The 19,515-nt window shown below is 34.3% G+C and carries 16 protein-coding genes and 3 pseudogenes; 11 read left to right on the forward strand and 8 right to left on the reverse strand.

Going from position 1 to position 19,515, the window contains the following annotated elements:
• The first annotated feature begins 34 nt into the window (after positions 1-34).
• A complete protein-coding gene (locus ACQH2Q_RS01150; protein ID WP_341817429.1) occupies positions 35-457 on the forward strand; it encodes a TrbC/VirB2 family protein in 423 nt (140 codons plus the stop codon).
• A gap of 11 nt (positions 458-468) precedes the next feature.
• On the opposite strand, the gene ubiG is transcribed toward ACQH2Q_RS01150, so the two are convergent.
• Positions 469-1,644: a bifunctional 2-polyprenyl-6-hydroxyphenol methylase/3-demethylubiquinol 3-O-methyltransferase UbiG gene (gene ubiG / locus ACQH2Q_RS01155; RefSeq protein ID WP_174515933.1), complete on the reverse strand. Its 1,176-nt coding sequence runs from the start codon at positions 1,642-1,644 to the stop codon at positions 469-471.
• Between the two features lie 347 nt (positions 1,645-1,991).
• On the opposite strand from ubiG, the pseudogene ACQH2Q_RS01160 reads away from it, so the two are divergent.
• The 4 genes and pseudogenes from ACQH2Q_RS01160 to ACQH2Q_RS01175 all read left to right on the forward strand — a co-directional run bounded on the left by ACQH2Q_RS01160 (position 1,992) and on the right by ACQH2Q_RS01175 (position 7,979).
• A pseudogene (locus ACQH2Q_RS01160) lies at positions 1,992-2,932 on the forward strand (IS5 family transposase).
• A gap of 694 nt (positions 2,933-3,626) precedes the next feature.
• The gene (gene dnaG, locus ACQH2Q_RS01165) at positions 3,627-5,375 is read left to right on the forward strand and encodes a DNA primase (RefSeq protein ID WP_265023830.1); all 1,749 of its coding nucleotides are present in this window, start codon (positions 3,627-3,629) and stop codon (positions 5,373-5,375) included.
• A gap of 237 nt (positions 5,376-5,612) precedes the next feature.
• Positions 5,613-6,695: a Fic family protein gene (locus tag ACQH2Q_RS01170; RefSeq protein ID WP_213863077.1), complete on the forward strand. Its 1,083-nt coding sequence runs from the start codon at positions 5,613-5,615 to the stop codon at positions 6,693-6,695.
• Between the two features lie 201 nt (positions 6,696-6,896).
• Positions 6,897-7,979, forward strand: a complete 1,083-nt coding sequence (locus ACQH2Q_RS01175; protein WP_265023831.1) for an efflux RND transporter periplasmic adaptor subunit — start codon at positions 6,897-6,899, stop codon at positions 7,977-7,979.
• Between the two features lie 57 nt (positions 7,980-8,036).
• On the opposite strand, the pseudogene ACQH2Q_RS01180 reads toward ACQH2Q_RS01175, so the two are convergent.
• Positions 8,037-8,494, reverse strand: a pseudogene (locus tag ACQH2Q_RS01180) (transposase); the annotation flags it as partial.
• Between the two features lie 63 nt (positions 8,495-8,557).
• Between ACQH2Q_RS01180 and ACQH2Q_RS01185 the strand changes: the two are divergent.
• Positions 8,558-9,417, forward strand: a protein-coding gene (locus ACQH2Q_RS01185; RefSeq protein ID WP_264705388.1) for an IS630 family transposase whose coding sequence is annotated in 2 segments (ribosomal slippage) — positions 8,558-8,882 and positions 8,882-9,417 — 861 coding nt in all. Because the reading frame shifts where the segments join, the coding sequence is not laid out codon by codon here.
• Here ACQH2Q_RS01185 and ACQH2Q_RS01190 read toward each other — a convergent pair.
• The 5 genes from ACQH2Q_RS01190 to ACQH2Q_RS01210 form a co-directional block, all read right to left on the reverse strand.
• Positions 9,330-9,788 (reverse strand): IS3 family transposase, encoded by a 459-nt coding sequence (locus ACQH2Q_RS01190; protein WP_425383603.1) that lies wholly within the window; start codon positions 9,786-9,788, stop codon positions 9,330-9,332. The two genes, ACQH2Q_RS01185 and ACQH2Q_RS01190, sit on opposite strands and share 88 nt — an antisense overlap.
• Positions 9,773-10,066 carry a transposase gene (locus ACQH2Q_RS01195; RefSeq protein ID WP_007548709.1) on the reverse strand — a complete coding sequence of 98 codons (294 nt, stop codon included), beginning with the start codon at positions 10,064-10,066 and terminating at the stop codon, positions 9,773-9,775. Before ACQH2Q_RS01195 ends, ACQH2Q_RS01190 begins: the two co-directional genes overlap by 16 nt.
• Positions 10,067-10,145: 79 nt before the next feature.
• Positions 10,146-10,460, reverse strand: coding sequence for an FtsB family cell division protein (locus ACQH2Q_RS01200; RefSeq protein WP_010962526.1), 315 nt, complete (start codon positions 10,458-10,460; stop codon positions 10,146-10,148).
• A 49-nt stretch (positions 10,461-10,509) separates the two neighbouring features.
• Positions 10,510-10,638 carry a type B 50S ribosomal protein L36 gene (gene ykgO, locus ACQH2Q_RS01205; protein WP_006279631.1) on the reverse strand — a complete coding sequence of 43 codons (129 nt, stop codon included), beginning with the start codon at positions 10,636-10,638 and terminating at the stop codon, positions 10,510-10,512.
• 49 nt (positions 10,639-10,687) lie between these two features.
• Positions 10,688-11,518 (reverse strand): pyruvate, water dikinase regulatory protein, encoded by an 831-nt coding sequence (locus ACQH2Q_RS01210; protein ID WP_006280267.1) that lies wholly within the window; start codon positions 11,516-11,518, stop codon positions 10,688-10,690.
• Between the two features lie 135 nt (positions 11,519-11,653).
• Here ACQH2Q_RS01210 and ccmC point away from each other — a divergent pair, with 135 nt between their 5' ends.
• Positions 11,654-12,364 carry a heme ABC transporter permease CcmC gene (ccmC, locus tag ACQH2Q_RS01215; RefSeq protein ID WP_264339161.1) on the forward strand — a complete coding sequence of 237 codons (711 nt, stop codon included), beginning with the start codon at positions 11,654-11,656 and terminating at the stop codon, positions 12,362-12,364.
• 8 nt (positions 12,365-12,372) lie between these two features.
• The gene (locus tag ACQH2Q_RS01220; RefSeq protein ID WP_083250453.1) at positions 12,373-12,789 is read left to right on the forward strand and encodes a GNAT family N-acetyltransferase; all 417 of its coding nucleotides are present in this window, start codon (positions 12,373-12,375) and stop codon (positions 12,787-12,789) included.
• Between the two features lie 51 nt (positions 12,790-12,840).
• On the opposite strand, the gene ACQH2Q_RS01225 is transcribed toward ACQH2Q_RS01220, so the two are convergent.
• A complete protein-coding gene (locus ACQH2Q_RS01225) occupies positions 12,841-14,445 on the reverse strand; it encodes a hypothetical protein (RefSeq protein WP_425383522.1) in 1,605 nt (534 codons plus the stop codon).
• A 180-nt stretch (positions 14,446-14,625) separates the two neighbouring features.
• On the opposite strand from ACQH2Q_RS01225, the gene ACQH2Q_RS01230 reads away from it, so the two are divergent.
• The 3 genes and pseudogenes from ACQH2Q_RS01230 to ACQH2Q_RS01240 all read left to right on the forward strand — a co-directional run bounded on the left by ACQH2Q_RS01230 (position 14,626) and on the right by ACQH2Q_RS01240 (position 19,464).
• The gene (locus ACQH2Q_RS01230; RefSeq protein ID WP_264339160.1) at positions 14,626-15,903 is read left to right on the forward strand and encodes an adenylosuccinate synthase; all 1,278 of its coding nucleotides are present in this window, start codon (positions 14,626-14,628) and stop codon (positions 15,901-15,903) included.
• 103 nt (positions 15,904-16,006) lie between these two features.
• Positions 16,007-16,735, forward strand: a pseudogene (locus tag ACQH2Q_RS01235) (IS5 family transposase).
• A 251-nt stretch (positions 16,736-16,986) separates the two neighbouring features.
• Positions 16,987-19,464, forward strand: a complete 2,478-nt coding sequence (locus ACQH2Q_RS01240; RefSeq protein WP_425383523.1) for a hypothetical protein — start codon at positions 16,987-16,989, stop codon at positions 19,462-19,464.
• The last annotated feature ends 51 nt before the right edge of the window (positions 19,465-19,515 follow it).

A 19,515-nucleotide genomic window follows, 5' to 3' on the forward strand; every position in this document is an offset into this window, starting at 1 on the left:
TAAGAAACAATCAGGCATGATTATTGAAAGAACAATGAGAAATTTTCTTGTAATTCTATTTATAGTTTTCTATGCATTTGATGCACACGCTGATGGAGCAACAGATGTAATGTGTAATGTAATAGGTTACGTTCATGGAATAGGTAGACCAATGATTACAGTGGTAATAATTGGTTCAAGCTTACTTGCAATATTTGGCAGAATGCCTTGGCCTGCACTTTTCGCACTGGGTATGTTTGTTGCTGTGTTTTTTGGTGCTCCTCAAATTGTAACAAAGGTAACAGAAAAAGAAGTTTGTTGTCTTTTTAAAGGTCAAACCTTGGAGAATGGAAAGTGTGTTGCTGCTCCTGGATATGAACGTGTAGGTACAGATTATGCTTGTCGTTCCGGTTGGGCGCTAACTAATAAAGGCTACTGTATAAAAGCTGGCCAAGATCCTTCAAAGTATTGGAAGTGAAAATGGTGCTTTTATAGAGTTAAATCTAACAAACCGCAGAGTATATAATTAACATCCACGCCTTTAGTTAGATTCCACTCACGCTTTATTACGTTGTACTCCATGCCAGCCATGTTTTGCAGCGTTACATTATTTTCTCTTAAGTGATTTGCAATTTCTGACGGCTTGAGAAATTTATTCCAGTTATGTGTACCTTTTGGCAGCCAATTTAATATGTACTCTGCACCAATTATTGCAAGGCAGAAGGATTTGATAGTTCTATTTATTGTGGATATAAATATCAGCCCATTCGGTTTTAGCAGTTCTATCGCTTTTTTCATGAAAAGCTCTAAATTATCCACATGTTCAACTACTTCCATCAACAGAACCACGTCGTACTTCTTGTCATTGCTTAGCTCTTCAATGCTGGTGTGTATATATTCTATATTTAACCCTACTTTTTTTGCATGTGAATGCGCTACTTTTATGTTTTCTTCACATACATCTATTCCCACAACGTTAATGCCAACGCGTGCCATTGACTCTGACAAAATGCCACCACCGCATCCAACATCAAGCAATGATAATTCTTTCAAATTGCATTTTTTTAACTCTTTTATTTTCTCAATAATGTAAGATACTCTAACAGGATTCATTATGTGCAATGGTTTGAATTTGCCGTTCTCATCCCACCACTGGCCTGCCATTTTAGCGAATTTTGATATTTCATCTTCGTTATAAGTTTTTGTTTTTTTTTTCTTAGAGGTTATATTGCTGAGTTTATCAAGGCGTTTTTTATGTCTGCTTTCTTTTGAAAATTCTGTTTCGAGGAATTGTTTGACTATGTCTTTTGCTAATCCACTCGCAGTAAATCCTGCACCAAGACACAGTACATTTGCGTTGCCATGCTCGCGAGCTAATTTTGCGATCTCAACACTGTTACATAAAGCAGCGTAGATTCCTTCAAAACGATTTGCCACAGTACTCATGCCCAAACCTGTACCACAAATTAATATCCCATAATTTGCTTTTTTGCTTGTTATATCTTCTACAACTTTAACAGCATAGTTTGGGTAATCTACACACTTTTGCTTAGCAGTGCAGCCTTGATCTACTACTCTGTAACCTAGGGCTTCCAGGTAAGGTTTTATTTCTGATTTTAATTCATAACCAGCATGATCTGAGGCAATTGATACTATACCTAACATATAAGAAATAAGGACATTTTATATGGGTTTGAACTTTCTGTCAAGTCATTCAATGCTTCTGACCTTTTGGGAGTTCTAAAGCTATAGCTAAGGTTTTCCTACGTCATACCGCAATTCATTCCACAACTGTACGAACATTGTGATTTGAGAATAATCTCCGCCAGGAAGGGTGTCATCCCAGTGCTTTGGCACTGAGATCCAGAAAACTTAATTTTAAATAAGTACACCAGATAGCTGTATAATAAGAACTGGATTCCAGTGGGCTTTGTTGCATAGCAACTGAAAAAATCTGGTGGCTACTGACAAAATTCATTATAAAATAGCCATTTAACCTTGAAAGAAAAAATATGCCACAAAAAATGAGGGTCAGTAACCATAGCGAATATAACAAATTTCTAGAAAAAAGAGGAAATATTTTTCATTATATCAACGAAGCCATAGAAAAGTGGTACGAGAATGGTCCAAAAATACCAGGTGGCAACAATATTTATAGCGATAAAGTTGTAATTTTGGTGCACATAATAACTTGTTTATTTAGAATAGGCCTGAGGCAAACAGTTGGGTTTATAGCAGGATACCTTGAGCAAATTGGGAAAAATTTGCAAGTTATCAGCTATTCACAATCATCAAGAAGGTTTAAGAAACTCAATATTAAGATCAATGATTGCAGAAAATAATATGGAAGATATCGAAATTGCTATAGACAGTACAGGAATTAGTATATACAACAACACTCCTGGTCATAGCAAAGAAAATAGCGAAGATAGAAAGTATCGCAGCTATGAACAGACAAGAAAATTGCATGTAATGTTGAATACAAACAGCAAAAAAGCCATAGCTGTAAAATACAGTAACGGCTGATCACTATGGAGCTTGTGATTTGCTAAAAGAAGTCGATTTTCAGTATGTCATAAAAGTACTATATGCAGATAGGGCATATGACAGAGAAAAGCTCTATAAGCTGTGTAATCAATATGGTATAAAAACGAAAATTCCTCCGAAAAACAACGCAGCAGAGCATCCAAAGTTAGACTATATGGCTGAGAGAAATGCTGCAATTAGACTAATAAAATCATGCAGCGAAGATGGAATGAAGAGGTGGAAAAGGCAAACAAACTACGGAAAAAGATCTTATATAGAAAGTTTTTTCTCGCGACTGAAACAAACATTCGGGTTTAGTTTTAGGAATAAATCTGAGACAAATAGAGAGAAGGAACTACTTGTTAAATGCTATTTGCTCAATAAGTTCACTGATATTGGTATGGCTAAATTTGAGATAGCTTCATGAATTTATTGTGCGTTACCTACTATCCGAAGAGCGATGCAACAAAGCCATTCCAGTGTCAAGCACTGGAATGACACCTTCTGTATAAATATTAAGAAATTTACCAAACGAAAAAAAAGGCAAAAGAAGCCCCGTGGTTGGCTAATTACTTACATTATACTTTCAAGTATGGCGTTTTTTTATTCTAAACACTTAATAACCGCGATTTAGCTGCTTTTAAGCCGCAACTAATCTAAATTATAAACGTTAAGAAATTTACTAAACAGAAAAAAAGGCAAAAGAAACCCTAGGGTAGCTAGTTATTCACTATCCATTTTTTAAGTTGGCGTTTTTTAATGTTTTAAATGCTTTATAAGCGTATTTCAGCTTGTGTAGGTCAAAACCCGGAAATTTGATAAAGACATAAGGTGCACATAGTGCAAAAAATTAAACATGAGACGCCAGATACGTTGAGTTTTTTTGTCATTTAATCTGTACAGAGAAGATAAATAAATAGCTTCAGTTTCATGATAAGGGCGCTGGCGAGTTTTGTCAAGGAAGTTTTTTGTTTCTGTGGGCTACCTGGATGACAGGATTGCTCTTGAATTTGTATAGCTACATTGTCGGTAAATCTAAATTGCTTTAGTTATAGAAATAAATTTCGAGTCAGATGTGTATAAATTCTATATAATTTTTATCCTACTACTAATTTCACAAGATGGATCATATAGATATTATAAAATCAAAATTATTATTATCCGACCTAGTAGGTAAAAAAGTCAGATTAATAAAAAGAGGAGATAGTTTTGTTGGGCTCTGTCCATTTCATAACGAAAAAACCCCATCTTTTTCGGTAAGTAATACTAAAGGATTGTATTACTGTTTTGGTTGCTTGGCTAGTGGTGACGTATTTGAATTTATTTCACAAACTGAAGGATTAAGCTTTAAAGAAGCATTGGAAAGATTAGCATCGGTTACAGGTGTTGAACTGCCCAAAAGTCTTAGTATTACAAAAGAGGACAATAAACTATTTTTAGCGCTTGATTTAGCTGCAAATTGGTTTGCACAAAAAAATCAAAGTGTTGTAGATTATTTAAAGCAGCGTAAGATTTCACCTAAAATCATAGATAAATTTAAGATAGGTTATGCACCAAGCTCTGGTTTGAAAGAGTATTTAAACTCTTCAGGTATTGAAGACAAAATTTTAATTGATATTGGATTAGTAAACAAAAATTTTCATGATTATTTTTATGACCGGCTGATATTTCCTATACAGAGCATTGCAGGGAGAGTTATTGGTTTTGGCGGACGTGCGCTAAGTTCTGAGCAACAGCCGAAATATTTAAACAGTCCAGAGAGTCAGCTCTTCAAGAAGAGGGAGAATTTATACGGATTAAACTTTGCTTTAAGCGAAATACGTAAAAAACAGCACATACTCGTTGTTGAAGGATATATGGACGCTATAGCGCTACATCAAGCAGGAATTAGTAATGCAGTTGCTCCGCTTGGTACCGCAATTTCTGCAGAGCAGATAAAAAATCTATGGAGATTTGCTAAAGAAATCTCCATCTGTATGGATGGCGATAGTGCTGGACGTCATGCTGCTACTCGAGTTGCAGAACTTGCTCTGCCAATATTAGAGCCTGGATACACGTTAAAATTTGTGACTTTGCCGAGTAATAAAGATCCATACGATATATGTAACGAACTGGAATACAAGAAAGAAGACGTATTGATTGCGCTTGATCACTCAACAAAACTTCATTCTGAATATTTATGGCATCACATAATCGATAGCAATTTGCAAAATTATGAAAAACTTGCTCCGGAAAAATATTCAATTCTTGAGCACAAGTTCATGGAATATGTAAATACTATTAGCAACAGCAGTATTAGAAGGTATTACAGAGATTATTTTTACAATAAGGCTAGTGAACTAAGAAGTAGCTTCAAAAAACAGATTTTTAATAGTAAAACTAGAGCAACAAAAGGTGAGTATCTTCATAACAAATCTCCAGAGCTAATTGAAGCAGAGCAAAATCAGGCCGTAATTTTGCGTATAGCCGTAGAATTTCCTGAAATCTTGAACCGTCCTATATTTTTTGAGCAATTTTCTCATTTTGAATTTACTAATGAGATGAAAAGATTACAACAGCGTATAATTGATGTAATAAGTAACAAAAGCAAACTCGATAAAGAGGCTTTGTTACAAGAATTGAAACAGTTTAACGTTATAAAGTATGTATTTGAAAAAACTAGTGTACTAAATAGCCAACTGAACGAGAGAAAATCTGCAGAAATTGTGTGGAATAATATAGTGTTACTAAAAGAGTTAAATGCATTACGAAAAGAAAGAACCGAAGCGAGGCTGAGCGGTAATCTTGACTTAGAGGAAAGGTTGATAGAACAAATAAAGCAAATAGAAAGCAGTATACAAGAAATGCAAATGGAGTTTATTGAAAAGTAGATATCGTCTCGTTAGTCAACAAGAAAATTACAAAATAAGACAATATTTTACATAAGATTGAAATTTTTAACTAATTAAGCCTTCCTCTAACAGCTTTGCCCTGTAGTTTTTGATATGGTTAGGATCACTTGAAAATGTATAATTTTTGTAGTTAGCTCTGCTGTGCATATAAAGTTTACTATTGACTTTTATCACATTATCTCACATTATCTCACATAATATGCATGTGAGAAGAATATGAACTGGAAGAATTTTCGTCTTAGTACGCGTCTCAACCTAGAAGGGCCTGTAATTGAGCAAGTGTACGAGTTAATTACTGCAGTTGATAGTGTTAAAAATAGCTGGCAGATAACGAAAAAACTACTACCACAAACAATTGAAAGATTAACTCATTCAGTTATTGTTACATCTTCTGGCGCTTCTAACCGTATTGAAGGAAATCGTCTAACCGATAAAGAAGTTGAGGATCTATATAAAAACCTACGTGTCAAAAAATTTAAAAATAGAGATGAGCAAGAAATTGCTGGCTACTTAGAAATGCTTAAACTAATATTTCATGATTATACGGATATTCCAATTAGTGAGTCATCAATATTGCACATTAACAACCAGATGCTACTTTATAGTGAAAAAGATTTGTATCATAGAGGAAAATACAAAGCAAGTTCTAATAGAGTTGAGGCAAAAGATCAGAATGGAAAAGTTGTTGGTATAATTTTTGATCCCACACCACCTTACCTTGTTAGAAAGGAAGTACAAGAGCTTATTGATTGGTATCACTGGTCCTTAAATAATAAATTTAAGCATCCTCTTATTATTGTTGCTAACTTTGTTTTTGAGTATTTGGCAATACACCCTTTTCAAGATGGAAATGGCAGAACTAGTAGATTGATAACTAATTTAATGCTGTTGCAGCAGGGTTATGATTTTGTATCTATTGTATCACATGAAAAGATAATTGAAACTAACAAACTTGATTACTATTTAGCGCTTAATAAAACACAAAGTAGCTGGAAAAGTGGCAAAGAAGATATTTCCCCATGGTTAATATTTTTTCTTAATGTGCTCAAAACGCAAGCAAATGAGGCGCATTATATTCTTGAGAGGGAGAATACTGAATATTTATTATCAAGAAAACAATTATTCTTCTGGGAGTGGGCACTTAGCCTTGCAGATAAAGAATTTAGTAGAAAAGATGCTATAGAAGCTCTAGGATTTCCTCCAAGAACAGTAGAGGCAATTACAAAGAAACTGCTAGGGATGAAATACTTACAGCGTCTTGGAGAAGGCAAAGCCACTAGATATAAAGTTATTATTTAAAAGTTTTAGTATGTTTTTCGAGATTTTTTTAAATCCAGTCTTATGCACAACTTTGTTTGCAATTTTATTCGATTAAAAATTGCATTTTAGCAATAAAAAACTTACTTATTATAGGAAAATCTTGTGTTTGTTCTCATATAAAACTATTTATGGAGTGACAATGGTACATGTATTATACTTACATTTCTGATTCGAAAATTTATGCAGTTGTTTCTAACAAGATTGGTCAACAAATTCTATTGTTTAAAGATGAGAAATAAAGTAATCATCATTTCCAGTATTGCTTTTATTCTACTGTTTTTTATCAGCAGTGCATTTTTAAAAAAAGATCAGGCGGTTCATAGCGATAATGCAACTAGTAGCTTTTCAGTAAAAACTCAAGAACGTGCGCCGCAAAACCGCACTATATATTTAAATTTTTCTGGTACAGTAAATCCCTTACATAGAGCTAGCCTTGTCTCAAAAATAAGTGGTAAGATTATTGCTATTTATTTACCTGATGGTGAAAAGGTAAAAAGAGATGATGTAGTGTTAAAGATAGAAGATTATGACAGGATTGAGCAAGCTCAGAAAGCCAAAGCTTTATTAAAGCAGCGTGAAATTGAGTATGATTCCTCTCACAAACTGAATAAAAAAGGCTATGGGGCACAAATACAAGTAGAAGCAGCTTTTACTGCGTTACAAAGTGCAAAAGCTGACCTAAAAAGGCTAGAATTGGATTTAGAAAATACTGCAGTCACATCTCCTATAGATGGTTATATTGATAAAATCAATGCAAACGAAGGGGATTTTGTTAATGCTGGGCAAAAAATAGCTGACGTGGTTAATTTCGATCAAATTCTTGTAGTGTTATACGTTTCGGAAAATGAAGTAAATAAAATAGAGCTAGGCAGCACAGCTCAAATTAATTTGCTGGACGGAAAAGAATTGGCAGGTGAAGTAAGTTTTATTAGTAAAATTGCTGAGCCTAAAACTGGGTCTTATAGGGTAGAAGTAAAGGTAACTAATAATAAAATGATATCCTTGCAGGGACTAACTGCCAACGTAAGGCTACCTTCAGGCGAAAGATTTGCATATAAAGTTCCTTCTTCAGCCCTGAGCTTAAGTGACGAAGGTGCTCTTGGAATAAAGATTGTTGATGATAATAATTATGTAGTATTTGCACCAATAGAAATTGTTGATCATGAGAGCGATGGGGTTTGGATAGTAGCAAATAACGAAGGTAAACCCATAAAGTTAATAGTATTGGGCCACCTATTTGTTAAGCCTGGTGATAAGGTTTAAGACATAAGATCCTTTGACCTTACCCAGAAAAAGTGGAGAGAAAGTTTGGAATGTTTTTCACAAAGAGAATGATGAATCAAAATGCTCAGGAATGCAATAGTTAATAGTGACGTTGTTTGTTATAAAAAATTTCTATATATTCAAATATAGCAGTTTTGATATGCTGTTTAGAGTGCCGAGAGGTGTCTATTGGTAACTCCCTTTTTAGAGAACTGAAGAAGCTTTCCACAACAGAATTGTCGTAACAACAGCCTTTATTACTCATCTATATTCTTTACAGCTAAGAGATATTGATACCCTTGCGCAGTATATTGTGAACCTTGGTCACTGTGCAGCAGTAGATTTTTAACAGGTTTACGCCTATTAATGGCCATTAATAAAGAGTTCATAACCAATTGTTTATTTATTGCACTACTCATTAACTACCATACGTGAGAATTATTGCTGCCAAATATAGCCATCCCTCCTTGGTTTTGATGTAAGTAATCCCATACTTTATTTGGTTGATCAACAATATAGCTCTTTCCATAAAAGTCCGGATGTGATAGGATAAGGGTAGATGATGATAAGGAGGTTGAATGCCAGCAGCATATAGTTATGATTTAAGAAAAAAAGCAATGGAAGCGCTAGACGAAGGAGAAAGCAGAGAAACAGTGGCAGCAAGATTTAAGATTGGAAGAACTACTTTATGGGAGTGGCAGCAAAGAAGAAAAGAAACAGGAGACTTTCAATCAAAAAAACTTGGAAATGGGGGTTACAATCACAAAATTACCGACTGGGATACCTTTGCCAAATTTGCCAGAGAACACGGAGGAAAGACTCTATCGGAAATGGCTAAACTTTGGAACAACGTTAGTATCCAAACGATCTATCGAGCCCTTAAAAAAATTGGATTTACGCGCAAAAAAAGACATATGGATACAAGGAAAGAAACGAAGAAAAACGTGCTGAATTTTTGAAAATTATAGCGACAAAAGAACCTAAAAACTTAGTGTATATAGATGAGTCTGGCATTGATAACACCGAAGACTACCCCTACGGATATTGCCAGAAAGGACAGCGGTTTTATGCCTTAAAATCTGGAAAGAAAACTCAACGAATCAGTATGGTTGCAGCCTTAAGTGGAAGAAAGATAGTTGTTCCGTTAACCTTTGAAGGCCACTGTAATATGGATGTTTTTAATGGATGGTTTGAGCAATTTTTGACACCGATCTTGGAACCTGGACAGACTGTCATTCTTGACAATGCTACTTTTCATAAGTCTGATAAGATTATCGAGCTTGCTAAAGGGGTTGGTGCAGAAATTTTGTATCTGCCGCCTTATTCTCCAGATTTCAACAAAATTGAGCATCATTGGTTTGCTATAAAAAACAGAGCCAGGAAAAACATTCCTCTATTCGAATCCTTTCGTCGTGCTGTTGATTCTGCCTTCCTATGACCTGTTCGGACTATTATGAGAAATGCTATAAAGTTTTGATCTAATATATTGGGAGCTACAGCTCTATTATCTGTTTGTTGTTTTTTAATTTTAAACTTTCTTCTCAGTATAGCCCTGATGTCATTTTTCTGCATAATACTTTGCACCGTTTTCAAATTGCAACTTTTACCCAAAGCCTTCAATTCAGCATGAATTTTAGGAGCTCCATATCTACATTTAGAAACTTGATATATTTTTTGAATAGCTTCGAGTAGCTCTTTATTTGCTGATTCTCTACTGCTTATTTTTCTTGTGGTCCACTTATAGTAGCCACTAGCAGAAAATCCTACATAATTCCTGTACTTTATAGCAGTTACTATATAAAAAAATATTTTACTCTTTTTGACTGGCCAGGGCTTTTTTTTAAATGTCTCTTTCCCTTGTTACTCTTGCTTTGTAAATCAAACCTCTCTTTGTCATAAGGTGCTACATCTGGAAATGCATTTGCCGCTGACTTTTTTTCGTTATATTTCTTCATCCATTTTCCTAATACACTATCCCTTATTCCTAGATCTCTTGCTACTTTTGCAACTGGTTGACCTACCTTTCTTTGTTCATTTGCCAGCTTAACAGCTTCCAATTTGAATTCTGCCGTATATTCTCTTACCATTTCTAATCCTCCAAAATTTTATTTTACCCAAAAAAACTCTTTTCTTTCTCTCCACTTTTTCTGGGTAAGGTCACTACTGCTATTCCACGTCAAGAACAACCATAAGTTCATTAGGGTTCACATAACCTAAAGCATTTTTTGCTTGCTCATCAAGCAGATCTAAATCTAAGCTTTTTTCATATAAGCCAAATACTTTGTTGTCCAACTTTTCCTTTTCAGAAGAGACATCCTTTAGCAAAAGTTTATTGTACTCGATTTCTTTTTTTAAATCGATTAACGTCAATAAGCCACGTTTACCTGTAATTGTGCTAATGCTGAAATATAATGTAAGGGAAGAAATGAGTAAGGCTGCGCTTAAACACAGTAACTTTTGCTTCTTTTTAGATATAAGCACCGTACTTTCACATATAAAAAATATATAACATGAAAAGGTGAACAAAAAGCTAAGAACCTTGACGCGCTTTACACCTTGGCTTTACCTTATTTATAATGTAAATCTTACCACCCCTTTTCACAACTTTACAATTTTTATCTCTGTTACGATGAGATTTTAGCGACCCTTTGACTTTCATATCTATAGTAAGAATTAAATTACTTTACATTATAATCACTTATCAAGAGTTAGTCAATTGATAACATTTTATTAAAATATTGTATAATTGTTGCTGATACTTCTTCGATCGACTTTTGCGTGACATCGATAATTGGCCAGTTATTCTGTTTAAAGAGCTCCTCTGCTTCTTTAATTTCCTTTTCTACTTTCTCAGGGTTAGCATATATATTATTATCTTCGTTGTTAATTGAAGTAAGTCTATTTTTGCGTATTTCTATTAGCCTACTTACGTCTATTGTTACCCCTATCGTTAGTTTATTTTTTAATTTTGCCAAGTCGACATAAAAGGGTACCCCACTAACAAAAGGAATATTTGCAACCTTATAGCCTCGGTAAGCTAAATACGTACTGGTGGGAGATTTTGATGTACGTGAAACTCCAACCAAAATTATATCTGCTTTATCAATATCTTGAATATTTTGTCCATCATCATGATTAATAGTGTAGTTTATTGCCTCAATGCGCTGAAAATATTCGTTATTTATCTCAGTATGCAAGTCAAGCTTTTCGTCTTTTTCAATTTCAAGATAAGACGAAATTTCTCTAATAATATGTGATAATATTGCTCTATAGGGAATTTTCAACTTTATACAGTTATCTTTTAGATATTTTCTTAGCTCATCATCAGTAATAGTGCATATAACAAAATTATGCTCATCACTTTTCCTATTAATTTCCTCCAGAATTTTGTCAATCTGCTCTTCTCCTTTTACAAAAGACCAAACATATTCGATCGTTTCTACAGAACGAAAGTGTTTCAGAGCTGATTTTGCAACTGATATAACAGTTTCACCACTTGAATCTGATACTAAGTGTAGATTAAGCTTTTTAAGGGTCATATACTAAAAATAATAGCTAGCAATCTGCTACTGAAATTATGCTAATTTGTTGACCTACGTAAATATAGAAAAACTATCCTGTTGATAAAACTCAAACTAATTGGTAAATTCTTAACACAATTATTCTCAAAACGAATGTTTTTATTAAAGCCTACAAATTTCTCTTATTTTTCTAAGAAAGCTCTACCTTGGCTTGGGGTTATTTGTTTCGCATGTTTTTTAATTGGAATGTCTTTGGCGTTATTCTTCTCTCCAGAAGATTATAAACAAGGAGAAATTGTACGAATCATGTACATTCATGTGCCTTCTGCATGGCTTGCTCTTGGAATATATGGATTAATTGCATCACTTGGTTTCATTTCATTGGTATGGAACAATAGCATTGCTAGTGTCTTGGCACATGCTGCTGCTCCTGCAGGGACAGTCTTTTCGGCAATATGCTTAATCACAGGCAGCATCTGGGGAAAAGGAACCTGGGGCACTTGGTGGGTATGGGATGCAAGGCTTACTTCAATGCTGATTTTATTTTTCCTATATGTTGGCTACCTTTCATTGTGGAGCGCTTTTGATAATGAAGCGAGGGCAGAAAAATCAGCAGCAGTATTTGCCATCTTTAGTGCTATAAATATTCCTATAGTAAAATTTTCCGTGAATTTATCGTCCACTCTCCATCAGCCAGCAAGCATTTTGAGAAAAGGTGGAATAGCAATAGAAAGTTCCCTGCTGTTGCCACTGGTTGCAATGTTTATGTTTTGTGCCACATTTTTTTTAGTAGTGTGGATACTGTATTCACTTTACTTAATTAATTTATATAAGATAAAGAGAGAAATCAGTATGCGGTATTAGGCCGAGAGATGAAAATAGAACACACCACATCACCAAGTAGCAAAGACATTGAATTCCTACTCAAAAAGATTAATGAAGAAACCGTTGATAAAGGTACGTGTAACCCATTTGCTTTTTTTATTCGCGATGATACTGAACAAATTATTGTAGGTTGTAGCGGTTTTGTTATCTATGGTTCAATTTACACTGACTTGCTTTGGGTGCACTCTGATTATAGAAGAAAAGGTATGGGAAAGCAGCTAATGGAAGAAGTTCATGATTATGGTCGTGAGATGCACTGTAAAATAGCAACCGTTGCAACCATGAATTTTCAAAAAGCGAAAGTATTTTATGAAAAGCTTGGGTATAAGTGTGATCTTGTACGTCCAGGGTATGTTAACATGTATATTTTTGAAGAAAGTGTTGTGAGATGCACTGTAAAATAGCAACCGTTGTAACCATGAACTCTAAAATATTTAAAGAGCCTACTAATATCTTTAAGGTAAATGTTCATGTGATTCCGCAGAATAATTCTGTTTTTTGATTCTATCTGTCCATTTATCATTTTCTATATCTTGTTTGTTGGTTGCTTTTTTTTCTTGCTCAACAATTGCCTTATCTATCTCCTTATGAATTGCATCAATTGCATTAATCGCACCTCCTTTTTTGTATACTTCGCTTTTCCCTTCAATAATTAACTTAATAAAAGTATTTACAACAGACTGCACTTGATTATGATTAACCTGACCTTTTGTCAAAGAAGGTAAAGAGCCTAATTCCATCAATACTTCTGGTGCTGTTTTATCTTGAGTGGAAAGTCCTAAATTATCTGCTACTTTACTTATTAATAACTCTCTGTGTTCTTTATTATCTTCCAATTTAGCATAATCACTCAATAGATCTATAACGGTAGATACTCTGACTTCAACAACATCATCAACATCTTCATCTTCTAGAGCAACTCCTGACCCCAATAACCTCTCTCTGAGATTTTCGCTTAAAAGATTGATAAATTCTTCATTTGCATCTGATCCTGTGGTTGATATTGTACCATCTAAATAGTTACTTTGAGCACCGAAGCCATGCTCTATTTGTATTTTTGTCTCAGGTTTAAATCCTAATTTTGCACAGAATTTCTGAAAATATTCTTTAATAATGTCAAACAAGCTCTTGCCATTATCTTTATAATTTTTTAACTCTTTAGGAATAGTAAGTGACAATTTACCATCTCTGTATGTTACAAAGTCTTCACCATTGTGAGATTCAATTGTAAATTCCAATGAACTAGACAGATTACATATCTTATCGCCATGCATAACTTGATTTTTAACAGAGAGTATTGGTAGCCTCATATCAGATCTAATTCTCACATTATTTTGGTTAGCACAATCAATGTTTATTACTTTTTTAGGATTTTCTACTATGAACGACTGTCCAAGTGCAAGTTGGGTTTGTATAAATGGAGCAGCCTCATACCCTGCTTGATTACAATTGTTAACTAGCTCTTCTAAAATAGCATCACTTGGAACTTCTGCCCCAGCGTATCTGAACATTTTTTTGAAAACTTCTTTTGCAAAGGAACGGTAATCCTTGTTTTCATCTTTCTCTGTTGGTAATAGATGGATATACCTTTGGCCAGCATTGTAAAATTCTTCAAATTCTTTCTTATATGAATCGGTTTTTTGATGATTGGCAGTTTTGGAATTTTCACAGTGATTTTTCCATAGCTCACCCAATGCATTACTTACAAGCTCTTTCTCAATATCTTCGAGTACTGAAGCAACAAAAGCTTTGCCATGATCCGTATCTATTTCTCTTGTTCCTTTTTTGTTAAATATTTCGTCATTATATATATCATCACTATTAAAAAGTTCGCTTTTGCGGTGCTTAGCTCCTTCCTTAAATGCAATAATAAGATTTTTATCTATTTCTTTTCCGTTAATAATAAAATTCATCCTTTGAAAATCTAAGAACATTGTTTCACCGGAATTCGCTAATTTATTATCTTGATCTGCTCTTAATTTACTAAAATTGAACTCTTTAGCTGTGGCCTTTAATCTAACTACTGGACTCTTATTATTTTTTCCTTTTGTCTCTTTCATAAATAACACCTTACTGTAAATATGCTGTAAGTTATATCATATAATGATGAATAATTTGGTAATATATTAAGAAAATCGACAGTATATTTCTTTATTTAAGGGGTGTAGGAAAGGCGTAGATTTCTCTTTCCATTTGTAGCGTACTGCATTAATATTTATGTATTAATCTAGAAAATAATGATGAATAACATTGTAATTGTTGGTCTGCAATGGGGTGACGAAGGCAAGGGTAAAATAGTAGATTATCTTTCTGAGAATGCAGATGTAGTTGTGAGATTTCAGGGAGGAAATAATGCAGGGCACACTATAGTAGTAGATGATGAGGTTTATAAATTAAATTTACTGCCCTCTGCTGTTTTGAGGCCAGGCAAAATATCTATCATAGGAAATGGCGTTGCTCTTGATCCACACGCTCTAATCTCAGAAATAGAGTCATTGAAAGTTAAAGGAGTAGACGTAAACTATAACAACTTGATGGTATCCGAGAGCTGTCCATTAATACTTAGCATACATAAGGACAAGGAAAAGCTATTTGAAGATTTAAATGGAAATCACAAAATTGGTACAACAAACAAAGGGATAGGGCCATGTTATGAAGATAAAGTTGGAAGGAGAGCTATACGCCTTTGTGACTTAGAAAACGCAGATGAGCTCAATAAAAGAGTGGATACTCTTTTGAATTACCACAATGCTATCAGGAAAGGCCTTAACTACCAGGTGGTTAAAAAAGAAGAAATATTAAAGGAAATTCAAGAGATTTCAGAAAAAATTCTTTCATATAAAAAACCTGTGTGGAAGATATTAAATGACTTGATGAAAGAAGGTAAGAAAATAATATTTGAAGGTGCCCAAGGCGCATTTTTAGATATCGACCACGGAACTTACCCTTTTGTTACTTCAAGTAATACTGTAGCATCGCAAGCAATAACAGGCTCAGGGTTATCCTCCAATGCTTACATTATTGGTGTGGTAAAAGCTTATACAACAAGAGTGGGCAATGGCCCATTTCCTACTGAGCAGAAAAATGAAGTAGGAGATAGCTTGTTTACTATAGGTAAGGAACTTGGAACAGTGAGCAATAGAAGAAGGCGTTGCGGATGGTTCGATGCAGTTTTAGTGCGCCAGGCCGTACAACTCTCTGGAGTTTCAAGCATTGTATTAACCAAATTAGATGTGCTTAATTCTTTTGATACAATTAAAATATGCACTGGTTACAAGTATAGCGGAAAAATATATGATTATTTACCCGCATCGCATTCAATACAAGGGGAATTAGAGCCAATATATGAAGAGTTTCCTGGCTGGAAAGAAAACACTCAAGGTAAAAGGTCGATTGAAACATTGCCTATCAATTTAATAAAATATATAGAAGGGTTAGAAAAATTAATAGGTGTACCAATTCATCTAATCTCAACTAGTCCAAAGAGAGAGGATGTTATTAAGCTTAAAGATTTCTGAAAACGTCTTTGTATCTTAGAGCCTGTACGTAATCTCAAAAAAGAGATAAAGTGAGAGGATAAAGTATATAAAGTAGGATATGCGAAGTTTATAACCAAGTGACATAAGTCGAGAAAAGTTTGAGATTATTGTAGCAGATCTGGAATCTTGCAGAAAGAAGACAAAACCAAGAACACTTGATTTACATGATATATTTTGTGGAGTGTTATACGTGTTAAAAAGTGGTTGCTAGTGGAGAATGGTATCAAAAGAGTTCCCAAAATGGCGCAATTGTTACGACTATTTTAAGAAGTGGAGTGAAAAACCAGATGTAAATAAAGAAAGTGTTCTGGAGCTGGTATTAAAAAAAAATAATTGCGACAAAACAATGGTCGGAAAAGCTTCTGCATAATTGATGCACAGAGTATAAAAAATGCAGATACTGCTGAAGCTATGATGCAGGCAAGAAGATTTCAGGGCCGTATTGCAGTAGATACGCAAGCATGCAATTTATACAACAACAGCAGAGATAACTGACCGTAGCAGTGCTGTGAGAATGGTCGAAAATGCAAAAGAAAACCTCTCGGAAGTTAAAAATGTACTGGTTGATGCAGGCTATACTGGAGAGAATTTTGTAACTCAAATAAAAACGATTATTGGTGCAACCGTTGAAGTGATCAAAAGAAATGAATTACGTTCCTTTGTTGTATTGCCCAAAAGATGGGTTGTGGAGCGATCTTTTGCTTGGTTAGAAAAATGTAGAAGATTGTGGAAAAATTGTGAGCGAAAACTCAATACTAGCCTACAAATGGTAGTTCTGGCTTTCACTGCCTTACTTCTGAAAAAATTATGAACAGGCTCTTACTAACTCTTATCTAATAAAAAAAATACTTGTGTAACTTCGAATAGTCTATTATGCAAGACAGCAGTATAAACATGTAGTAAGAAATGTATAATGAAAAATAAAAGCTCAAGTTTAACACTTGCAGTTATTTTCACACAATTAAGTAATCATAAAAGTTAGTGTAGGGCGAGGTTATACAGTTTGATTTCTTTTAATATATGTTAATTGGTATAATATAAATATAGTTAAGGAGGTGTATTATGATTGGAAGTTTGGCTAAAGAAGAAAAAACAGCAGAGGCAGGAAAAACAGGTGATCAACTTGAAAAGTGTATTGGACCAACTTCACTGAATAGGGAGGTTTATTACTCTACGCTTATCTACTATACATTAAAAGAGTTATATTCACAATTAGGTGATATCTCTTATGCTAATAAAACAAGATCAGAAAAAGAAATAATCAATTTTTATGTTCTACCTCAATTTGCACGTTTTAAAGAAATTATTGATGAAGATATAAAAAAAGATCCTTCGTTTGCAAATTCTGCTATTGTAAAGTTTTGCTCCTCAATTATAAAAAATAACAAATTACTTAAAGAATTAGAAGAAGTTAGTATTCCTGCCAAAAACTCTAGTGTAAAGGCAAGGGTAAGCTTTCAACTGAAAAATCTGAAAGAAAAGGTGTGGTTCTTAGGAAAACTAAAGGAAAAAAAGAATTTCACTTACGTGCAGAGGGCTTTTGGGGATAAGTGGAGTTTTTATGACCTAATAAATGATGGAGATTTTAAAAAAACGTACATAGATAAAGCAGTAACAGAGTCTGCTAATAAGAGCTTTAAGGAAGATATAGATAAATGCATAAAGTTGGCAGAGCAGGGAAAAGAAGCTGCAAGTAAATATCTTGGAGAGAAAGGCGTAGAGTTTCGAGCTTATTACACAGAAACTGATAACACTCATAGAGTTTTGAATATCAATCTTATTAATTACAATAGAAGTGAGCAAACCAGGATTAGTGACATTTTACAGCAAGAGAAAGATATTAAAGAGCTGAATATCTATTGCAATAAAAAACATGAAATACACGCTCATCGGAAAGGTAAGGAAAGATATTATGAATTTAAAGAGGGCGCATATTATGAAATGAAAAGCACTTGGCCTGTAAAGGATGGATCCGAAATGTGTACCATGATTATGAATGTGAGTAGCGATGGCATAACTGAAGTACTAAAATTTAATGATGAAGATTTTGTGCTATCGGATGAGATCTTAGAATTAATAAAGCAAAACGATGAATTATATATTCAAGGTCTCTCCTTATATGATGCTGTACTAGAAAAAGGTAAGGCTGCTGATGTTGTACCTACTGCTAATAATAATTTTCAAAATGAGTCTATAGCGGCCTATCGCGAGGAACCAGAGGGAGAATTAGACCCTAAAGTTGATGCTGACAATAGCCTTCCTCCTTCTATTAATAGCAATGCATCAACTCAAACGGAAGTCAATTTACAACACACTGAAACTCAAACAGAAGTTGCTTCACAACAAATCGAAACTAAAACGGAAGTCAATTTACAGCACACTGGAACTCAGACAGAATTTGCTTCACAACAAATGGATGAATTGATTTTAAATAATCAGATGCTGTCCGAAAAAAACGTTGAATTGAAGCAAGAAATGTCAAATTTGAAAAAAGAAGCTGTTGAATTGAAGCAAGAAATAGAAGCAGGGTTGCAAGTGATAAATAAAAAGCACCATGAATTAATACAAGAAAATCAGCGACTACAGGAGAAACTAGAAACAACCCAAGCAGAAGCTAATCAAACAATTGTAAAGTTAGAGAAGCAGAATAGCAATTTACAAGACAGGTTTGAAAAAGAGGAGCAAAAAAACACGGAATTGCAAACTGAAATGGCACAAAAAAATGAAGAATTAGCAGGTGTGTTAAAAGAGCTACAAGGGAAAGCACAAGAACTTAAAGGTGTATATGAAGAAAAAAGAAAGCTAAAGGAAGAGCTGAAAATTGTTAATGCAGGAAAGAAGAATTTGGAAAAAGAGCTAAATCAAGCACGAGAAGATGCGGAACAGATAATGGTTGAACGACGCCAGCAGAAAGAGCGCTTGAAAGATCAGCTAAGAGAATTAGATCAGGAATATAAGGTACAAGTAGAAATTGAGCAAAAGATTAAAGAATCAGATAGGCAGGATAGCGATTTACAAGATACACTTGGAGAAGAGAGACTAAAACTCAACATTGAAGAACTAGAAAACGAGTACGAGGAATTTCCAGGAGATAAGGTGCTTACACTTGAACTCACTAAAGATGAAGATAAAGTCGAAGAGTTAAGAAACGAGCTAGAGCGTGAGAAAGAAAAGTGTAAACAATTATTAGAAGAAGAAAATGAATGGGGTGATGAATTGGTAGGAATGCTTGATGGACTGGAAGAAAAAATTCGTGCTGATGAACAAAGGAGCTTCAACAATCAATTAACGGGAGAAATTTCTAATGAGTCTGGTAATGCTCCACGACAGAAGAAAAGGTTATCCAAATCTTCAAGCGTTGATAATGAGTCTTATGTTCCACTGAGAGAGAAGACAACATTACTCAGATCTTTAAGCGTTGATAGTGGACTTGATAGCGATGAAGAAAATTGTGATAATGATTTATCTTTCAACATAAGTCCTATAAGTTCTATTGAGAAGGTTGCAGAGAGTAGAAACGTAGGTAGGGTATCATTGTGAAGATGGTTGGGGTTAAGTTGCAACTTAAGTGGGGCGCAAAAGGTCTTTTGT

Origin of the sequence: Wolbachia endosymbiont (group A) of Melieria omissa (assembly GCF_964031125.1) — a bacterium.
In the GTDB taxonomy this organism is placed as follows: Bacteria; Pseudomonadota; Alphaproteobacteria; order Rickettsiales; family Anaplasmataceae; genus Wolbachia; species Wolbachia pipientis.

Coding starts and splice junctions, on each gene's coding strand:
- ACQH2Q_RS01150 (WP_341817429.1), top strand. CDS start 35: ATGAGAAATTTTCTTGTAATTCTATTTATAGTTTTCTATGCATTTGAT.
- ubiG (WP_174515933.1), bottom strand. CDS start 1,644: ATGTTAGGTATAGTATCAATTGCCTCAGATCATGCTGGTTATGAATTA.
- dnaG (WP_265023830.1), top strand. CDS start 3,627: ATGGATCATATAGATATTATAAAATCAAAATTATTATTATCCGACCTA.
- ACQH2Q_RS01170 (WP_213863077.1), top strand. CDS start 5,613: ATGAACTGGAAGAATTTTCGTCTTAGTACGCGTCTCAACCTAGAAGGG.
- ACQH2Q_RS01175 (WP_265023831.1), top strand. CDS start 6,897: ATGCAGTTGTTTCTAACAAGATTGGTCAACAAATTCTATTGTTTAAAG.
- ACQH2Q_RS01195 (WP_007548709.1), bottom strand. CDS start 10,066: ATGGTAAGAGAATATACGGCAGAATTCAAATTGGAAGCTGTTAAGCTG.
- ykgO (WP_006279631.1), bottom strand. CDS start 10,638: ATGAAAGTCAAAGGGTCGCTAAAATCTCATCGTAACAGAGATAAAAAT.
- ACQH2Q_RS01210 (WP_006280267.1), bottom strand. CDS start 11,518: ATGACCCTTAAAAAGCTTAATCTACACTTAGTATCAGATTCAAGTGGT.
- ccmC (WP_264339161.1), top strand. CDS start 11,654: ATGTTTTTATTAAAGCCTACAAATTTCTCTTATTTTTCTAAGAAAGCT.
- ACQH2Q_RS01220 (WP_083250453.1), top strand. CDS start 12,373: ATGAAAATAGAACACACCACATCACCAAGTAGCAAAGACATTGAATTC.
- ACQH2Q_RS01225 (WP_425383522.1), bottom strand. CDS start 14,445: ATGAAAGAGACAAAAGGAAAAAATAATAAGAGTCCAGTAGTTAGATTA.
- ACQH2Q_RS01230 (WP_264339160.1), top strand. CDS start 14,626: ATGAATAACATTGTAATTGTTGGTCTGCAATGGGGTGACGAAGGCAAG.
- ACQH2Q_RS01240 (WP_425383523.1), top strand. CDS start 16,987: ATGATTGGAAGTTTGGCTAAAGAAGAAAAAACAGCAGAGGCAGGAAAA.